The organism is Cognatishimia sp., assembly GCF_964229375.1.
In the GTDB taxonomy this organism is placed as follows: Bacteria; Pseudomonadota; Alphaproteobacteria; order Rhodobacterales; family Rhodobacteraceae; genus Cognatishimia.
This window is the reverse complement of record NZ_CAXREH010000165.1, coordinates 1-6,025: the sequence shown is the minus strand read 5'-3', so window position 1 is coordinate 6,025 and position 6,025 is coordinate 1. Positions and strand designations below refer to the sequence as shown.

Here is a 6,025-nt window from a genome sequence, read left to right as displayed (position 1 = left end):
TCAGCGCCGTAAGGTCGATTGAGAGCGTTGCAGTGGCCATATCGTGGGTCTACTCGGGCTTTGTTTCGTCTTGTTGACGCGACCATAGAGCGACAGGCCGCTTCGTGCCAGCGTCACGGGGGCCGCTTGGTGACTTTTAGGCGGAAATCTGTGTGATGGCGGCGTCGATTGCCTGTTTCGCTTTGGGTGTATGGATCACGCCTAAAGGACGCGTTGAATTTTCTTGGTGGTAATTTTCGTTGTAAAGATGTCCGGTGACGCTCGGCTGCATATGATCCAGAGGATCTTACACTTCGTGACCAAGTGTGGCGCTGTCGTCAGAGGTCGATCAATACCCTTGGTCCTGTTGCCATTGTTTGACGAGGTTGCCAAAGCGGGTGAATTTGGACTCAAAGCTCAGGTCTACGGTGCCGATCGGGCCGTGACGCTGCTTGCCGATAATCACCTCGGCGCGGCCGTGCAGACGCTCCATTTCCTCTTGCCAGTGGGACATTTTCTCAAGGTCGTGCTCGCCGGGACGCTCGCGTTCCTTGTAGTATTCCTCGCGGAACACGAACATGACCACGTCTGCGTCCTGCTCGATAGAGCCCGATTCCCGAAGGTCTGACAGCTGCGGGCGTTTGTCGTCACGGCTCTCAACGGTACGCGACAACTGGGACAGCGCGATCACGGGGATATTCAGCTCTTTCGCGATGGCTTTCATCCCCATCGAGATCTCGCCGATCTCTTGCACCCGGTTTTCAGCGGTACCGCGGCAGAGCTGTAGATAGTCGATGATGAGCAGATCAAGACCATGGGTCCGTTTCAGGCGCCGCGCGCGGGCGGCAAGCTGGGCAATCGGCAGAGCAGGGGTGTCGTCGATAAACAGCGGGCAGGCCTCAAGCGCCTTGGCCGCGTCGACAAACCGGCGGAACTCTTGTTCCGTCATGTCGCCTTTGCGGATTTGCTCGGACGGCACCTCTGCGGCCTCAGAAAGGATACGCGCGGCAAGCTGTTCTGAACTCATTTCCAATGAGTAGAACCCAACCACGCCACCTTCGATGGTGCCCTCGGTCCCGTCAGGGCGGATGCCCTTTTTATAGGCTTTGGCGACGTTGAAGGCGATGTTGGTTGCCAGCGAGGTTTTCCCCATAGACGGACGACCCGCAAGGATCAGAAGGTCGGACGGATGCAGCCCGCCGAGTTTTTTGTCCAGATCGATCAGTCCGGTGCTGACCCCGGCCAACCCTCCATCGCGTTGATAGGCCGCGTTTGCGGTGTTGACCGCCTCGGTGACGGCCTTCAGGAACGAGACAAAGCCGCTGTCGGTCTTGCCCTGTTCCGAAAGCTTGTAGAGCGCCTGTTCCGCTTGAACGATCTGTTCCTTGGGCTCTTCGGTGACGTCCATCTTGGTGGCGCGGGTCGAAATGGACTGCCCCAGGCCGATCAGCTCGCGCCGGATCGCCATGTCATAGATCATCTGCGCATAGTCTTTGGCCGCATATGCAGAAATCGCAGCCCCCGCGAGGCGGGCCAGATAGGCAGGGCCGCCCAATTCCTGCAAGCCCGCGTCATCCTCAAGGAAGGCTTTCAGGGTGACGGGCGAGGCCAGATTGTTCTTTGCAATCCGCGCAGCCGCGACTTCGTAGATTCGGGAATGGACCGGATCATAAAAGTGACTGGCATCAATAACAGATGCCACCCGATCAAAGATGTCGTTGTTTGTCAGAATCGCACCGAGAAGCTGTTGTTCAGCCTCGATCGAATGCGGCATAGGATCGACGTCCTGAGCCTCAGGGACACCCGGATTTATCGTCGTTAGCTCGTTCATGCTGCTCCCCCGGTACATTCGCGGGTCTTGTTTTTGTCCGCGTGCCCCTATGGAAAGGGGATAGCGGTTTGAAGCTTAAGATCCTATCAGGAAATCTCTGTTGATAAGAGGCCCTGAAGGGTGTGGGTAATTTTCAGCGCTTGCGGCGCAGGCGCGCGTGGCGCCTAGATATAGTGGCATACCGTAGGGGATCTGCCAAATATATCTTCAAATGCCGGTCTCGAATCGGCGGGGCGTCGCAAACCATCCACAGGTCGTCCACAGGCTGTGCTGCAATTAATCGCGCTTGTTGGCCTCTTGCCAGGCGCGTGGATCGTTGAGGAATTTCTCGACCTCAGTCAGCGTGCTTTCCGCAAAGGCGCCTTGCGCGCGGGCCTCGGCCAGAACATCCCACCAGGTGCAGAGGTAGTGCAGCTCGACCCCGTGGTCGCCCAATGTTTTCACCGTCTCTGGGAAGATGTCGTAGTAGAAAATAACGGCCGTATGCCCACAGCTTGCGCCGGTTTCGCGGATCGCATCGACGAAAGACAGTTTCGAGCCGCCATCGGTGGTGAGGTCTTCGACCAAAAGAACGCGATCGTCCTCAGACATCACGCCTTCGATGCGGGCGTTGCGGCCATAACCTTTCGGCTTTTTGCGCACATAGGTCATCGGCAAGGCCATGCGTTCGGCGACGAAGGCTGAAAACGGGATGCCGGCTGTTTCTCCACCTGCGATATTGGTAAAGGCCTCAAAGCCTGCGTTGCGCATGACGGTCACGGTCATGAAATCCATCAGGGTGCTGCGAATGCGCGGATAAGAGATCAACTTGCGGCAATCGATATAGCTGGGCGAGGGCAGGCCAGAGGCCAGTATATAGGGCTCGTCTGTGTTGAAGTTGACCGCTTTGATCTCAAGCAGCATCCGCGCCGTGAGCCGCGCGATTTCCTTTGGATCGGGGAAGCTGGTTGGGATCATGATCTGTGTCCTTTAGCGGTGCGTGTTTGGCGAAAGCCGGAGCCTCCGGCGGGGATATTTAGGGCAAGAGAAAGACTAGGCGACGTCCCAGAACACCGGGAAGCCCGGGTCAAAGACGGTCACGGGACCGTCGCCGCCCTGAATTTTATCGGGGAACTGGGTGGCGGTTTCGGATTTGATCAAGGTCAGCGTGTCGCTGTTGACCGGCAGGCCATAGAAGGCCGGGCCATTGCGCGATGCGAATCCATCAAGCTTGTCGAGCGCGCCGTCCTCTTCAAAGACATGCGCCAAAAGGGCCATGGTGTTGGTGGCGGTAAAGCAGCCCGCGCAGCCACATCCGGTTTCTTTCGCCGCATCCACATGCGGTGCTGAGTCCGTTCCCAGGAAGAAACGCGCGTCGCCCGAGGTGGCCGCCGCCCTGAGGGCGACACGGTGCTCTTCGCGTTTGGCGACAGGCAGGCAGTAGTAGTGCGGTTTGATGCCGCCCACGAGGATGTGGTTGCGATTGATGATCAGGTGGTGCGTTGTGATGGTCGCGCCAAGGTTCTTGTCATTTGCTTTGACGTAATCGGCGGCTGTTGATGTGGTGATATGTTCCATCACCACTTTGAGATCGGGGTTGTCACGGCGGATGGGATCCAGGACTTCGTCGATAAAGACGGCTTCGCGGTCAAAGATGTCGACGTGGTTGTGGGTGACCTCGCCATGGGTGCAGAGTGGCAGGCCGATTTCAGCCATCTTGGCCAGAACGGGCTTCACTTTGTCAAAATCGGTCACGCCAGAAGCCGAGTTGGTGGTCGCGCCTGCGGGATAGAGCTTGACCGCTTTCACAAGGCCCGAGGCGTGGGCGGCGGCGACATCTTCGGGATCGGTGTCCTCTGTCAGATAGAGGGTCATCAGCGGCTCAAATTGCATACCGTCCGGCAAGGCTGCCAGAATGCGGTCGCGGTAAGCTGCGGCTTGATCTCCGCGCACGACGGGGGGAACCAGATTGGGCATGATGATTGCGCGCGCAAAGTGGCGGGCGGTTTCGGGCAACACGGCTTGCAACATCGCGCCATCGCGCAGGTGCAGGTGCCAGTCATCTGGGCGGGCAATCGTTATGCTTTTGGTCATGCCATGGGCATTACACAAAGACGGATGTACCGAAAAGAGGGTTTCATAAGAAAAGCCGCGCAAAAATCATGCGGCCGCCTGTCGTTTGTGACTTGGGCGGCCGCTGGGGTTTGTTGTGTTTGGGCGACAGGCCTAGAACAGGCCCTGACAGACAATCATAAGCGCGCCCGCGATCACCACATAGCCGCCGTCGATGATCGTTGCCGCCGTGGATTTTTGCGAGAACGCGTCCTGCGCCATGACCATGCCTGCCGCGGCCAGAATCGCTGTGATGGCCGTGATCAGGGCTTCGGTCTGGGCGGTCATGCCGATCACCAAGGCCAGCAGAAAAAGGCCCGCAAGCTGCATAACCATGGCCATCCATGGCATCTGTTCCGGCGGTTCGGGCGAAATGCGTGATCCGATCGCCCATGTTTTGCCCAAGAGCATCGGGCTATAGATTGCCCATCCGGCAAAGAAGGCGACAACAGTGCCGACAAGAATTGCGGTCCAGTTCAAGGCTTCGGTTTCCATGATTATGCATCCTCGCCTGCGACCTGGTTCAGCACGTCAAGGATCGCGCCCCAGCCGGCCTGATGATTGTCACGCTTTTCTTCGTCATAGAAGGTCTGATGTGTGAGCGTTACGCGAGTGCCCGCGTCCTCGGGGGTGAAATCGAGGGTGACTTCACTTGCCGCAGGAGACCAGGCGCTTTCCCAGGTAAAGATGATCTGGCTGTGGGGATCGATCTTTTTGTAGGTGCCGCTGTGGGGCAGATCTTCGCCACCGGCGTGCATGATCAGGTCAAACCGTCCGCCCTCGCGGGCATCCACATCGGCTTTGGGCAAGGACATATCCGGGCCGGGCAGCATGAATTTGGCCAGCATCTCTGGATCAAGCCAGGCGTTAAACAGTTTTTCGGCAGGGGCTTTGATCAAGCGATCGACCGTTAGGCTCAGGTCGGTTCGGATCTCAGTCGTCGTCATTGGCAGTCTCCTCGTTAAAAATATCCTCAAGGGCCTCAAGTCTCAGAGCCCAGATGGATCGCAACTCGGCAAACCAAAGGTCGATCTGGCGTAGAGGGGCCATGTTCAGCTCGATGATGTGCTCGCGCCATTCGGTACGTCGGGTCACCAGACCCGCGCGCTCCAGCACTTTGATGTGCTTGGAAACAGCGTTGAGGCTCATGTCAAAATGCTTGGCCAGCGCGGTCACACGGCCAGCGCCGTTCTGAGCGAGCAGCGTCAGAATGGCGCGACGTGTCGGGTCGCTGGCGGCTTTCAGAACCTCGGAAAGCTGAAGATCGTTCTTTCGTTCAACCATATGGGTGAATAACCCGCGATAAACTTTCAGTCAACCATTTGGTGGAATGAAATTCAGGGTCTATATCGACAAGACGAATTAAAGGAGGCGACAGGATGATCGCGGATATTTGGGGCAGCTTTATGCGTTTGCCGTTGTGGGTGAAAATCTGGATGGCGGTCTGGCTGGTGCCCGTGAACTTTGTGTCGCTTTGGTTCTGGGGGCAGGGTGCGCCAGTGCCTGGCACCACAGTGGCGTTGCTTGCCAATCTGGGGATGGCGGTCAATGTGCCGATCATGATGCGCGATCGTGGTATGAGCAATGCGATGGCCTTGCCGCATCTGGTTCTGTGGACGCCTTTGGTTATTCTGATCGCGCTGGGACTGGCCACGCCCGAAGGCGACCCGGCCTATCGTCTGTACCTGACGATCCTGTTGGTCACGAATGTGATTTCACTGGGCTTTGACTTTAAAGATGGGCTCAGCTGGTGGCGCGGCGACCGCGATATTGTTTAGGGGCGCAATAGAAAAACCCGACCAAAGGGCCGGGTTTCATCAATCTGCACTCAACAGCGATTATTTGGGCAGAGGGCCAACCATCATGGTCATCTGACGGCCTTCCATCTTGGGCATGTTTTCCACTTTGCCCAGTTCTTTGATGTCCTCGGCCACGCGTTCAAGCAACTCACGGCCAAGGTTCTGGTGGGCCATTTCGCGGCCGCGGAACCGCAGGGTCACTTTGACCTTGTCGCCTTTTTCCAGGAACTTCACCACGTTGCGCATTTTGACGTCATAGTCATGCGTGTCGGTGTTCGGGCGGAATTTAACTTCTTTGACCTGAATGACGGTCTGTTTTTTCCGC

The 6,025-nt window shown here is 57.4% G+C and carries 8 protein-coding genes; 1 reads left to right on the top strand and 7 read right to left on the bottom strand.

What is annotated here, in order from left to right:
- Nucleotides 1–328 precede the first annotated feature (328 nt).
- From ACEQWH_RS12465 to ACEQWH_RS12440, 6 genes are all read right to left on the bottom strand, one after another.
- A complete protein-coding gene (locus ACEQWH_RS12465) occupies nucleotides 329–1,810 on the bottom strand; it encodes a replicative DNA helicase (protein WP_370231359.1) in 1,482 nt (493 codons plus the stop codon).
- Between the two features lie 276 nt (nucleotides 1,811–2,086).
- Nucleotides 2,087–2,767, bottom strand: a complete 681-nt coding sequence (locus tag ACEQWH_RS12460; protein ID WP_370231358.1) for an orotate phosphoribosyltransferase — start codon at nucleotides 2,765–2,767, stop codon at nucleotides 2,087–2,089.
- 75 nt (nucleotides 2,768–2,842) lie between these two features.
- Nucleotides 2,843–3,883, bottom strand: a complete 1,041-nt coding sequence (gene pyrC / locus ACEQWH_RS12455) for a dihydroorotase (protein WP_370231356.1) — start codon at nucleotides 3,881–3,883, stop codon at nucleotides 2,843–2,845.
- A gap of 132 nt (nucleotides 3,884–4,015) precedes the next feature.
- Nucleotides 4,016–4,396: a DUF1761 domain-containing protein gene (locus tag ACEQWH_RS12450; protein ID WP_370231354.1), complete on the bottom strand. Its 381-nt coding sequence runs from the start codon at nucleotides 4,394–4,396 to the stop codon at nucleotides 4,016–4,018.
- A gap of 2 nt (nucleotides 4,397–4,398) precedes the next feature.
- Complete coding sequence (locus ACEQWH_RS12445; RefSeq protein ID WP_370231352.1) at nucleotides 4,399–4,848, bottom strand: SRPBCC domain-containing protein; 450 nt, start codon at nucleotides 4,846–4,848, stop codon at nucleotides 4,399–4,401.
- The gene (locus ACEQWH_RS12440; RefSeq protein WP_370231350.1) at nucleotides 4,835–5,185 is read right to left on the bottom strand and encodes an ArsR/SmtB family transcription factor; all 351 of its coding nucleotides are present in this window, start codon (nucleotides 5,183–5,185) and stop codon (nucleotides 4,835–4,837) included. Before ACEQWH_RS12440 ends, ACEQWH_RS12445 begins: the two co-directional genes overlap by 14 nt.
- A gap of 95 nt (nucleotides 5,186–5,280) precedes the next feature.
- Between ACEQWH_RS12440 and ACEQWH_RS12435 the strand changes: the two genes are divergently transcribed.
- The gene (locus ACEQWH_RS12435; protein ID WP_370231348.1) at nucleotides 5,281–5,679 is read left to right on the top strand and encodes a hypothetical protein; all 399 of its coding nucleotides are present in this window, start codon (nucleotides 5,281–5,283) and stop codon (nucleotides 5,677–5,679) included.
- Nucleotides 5,680–5,739: 60 nt separating this feature from the next.
- Here the strand turns inward: ACEQWH_RS12435 and infC are convergent.
- Nucleotides 5,740–6,025, bottom strand: a 286-nt coding sequence (gene infC / locus ACEQWH_RS12430) for a translation initiation factor IF-3 (RefSeq protein WP_370231347.1), incomplete at its 5' end; no start/stop codon positions are given.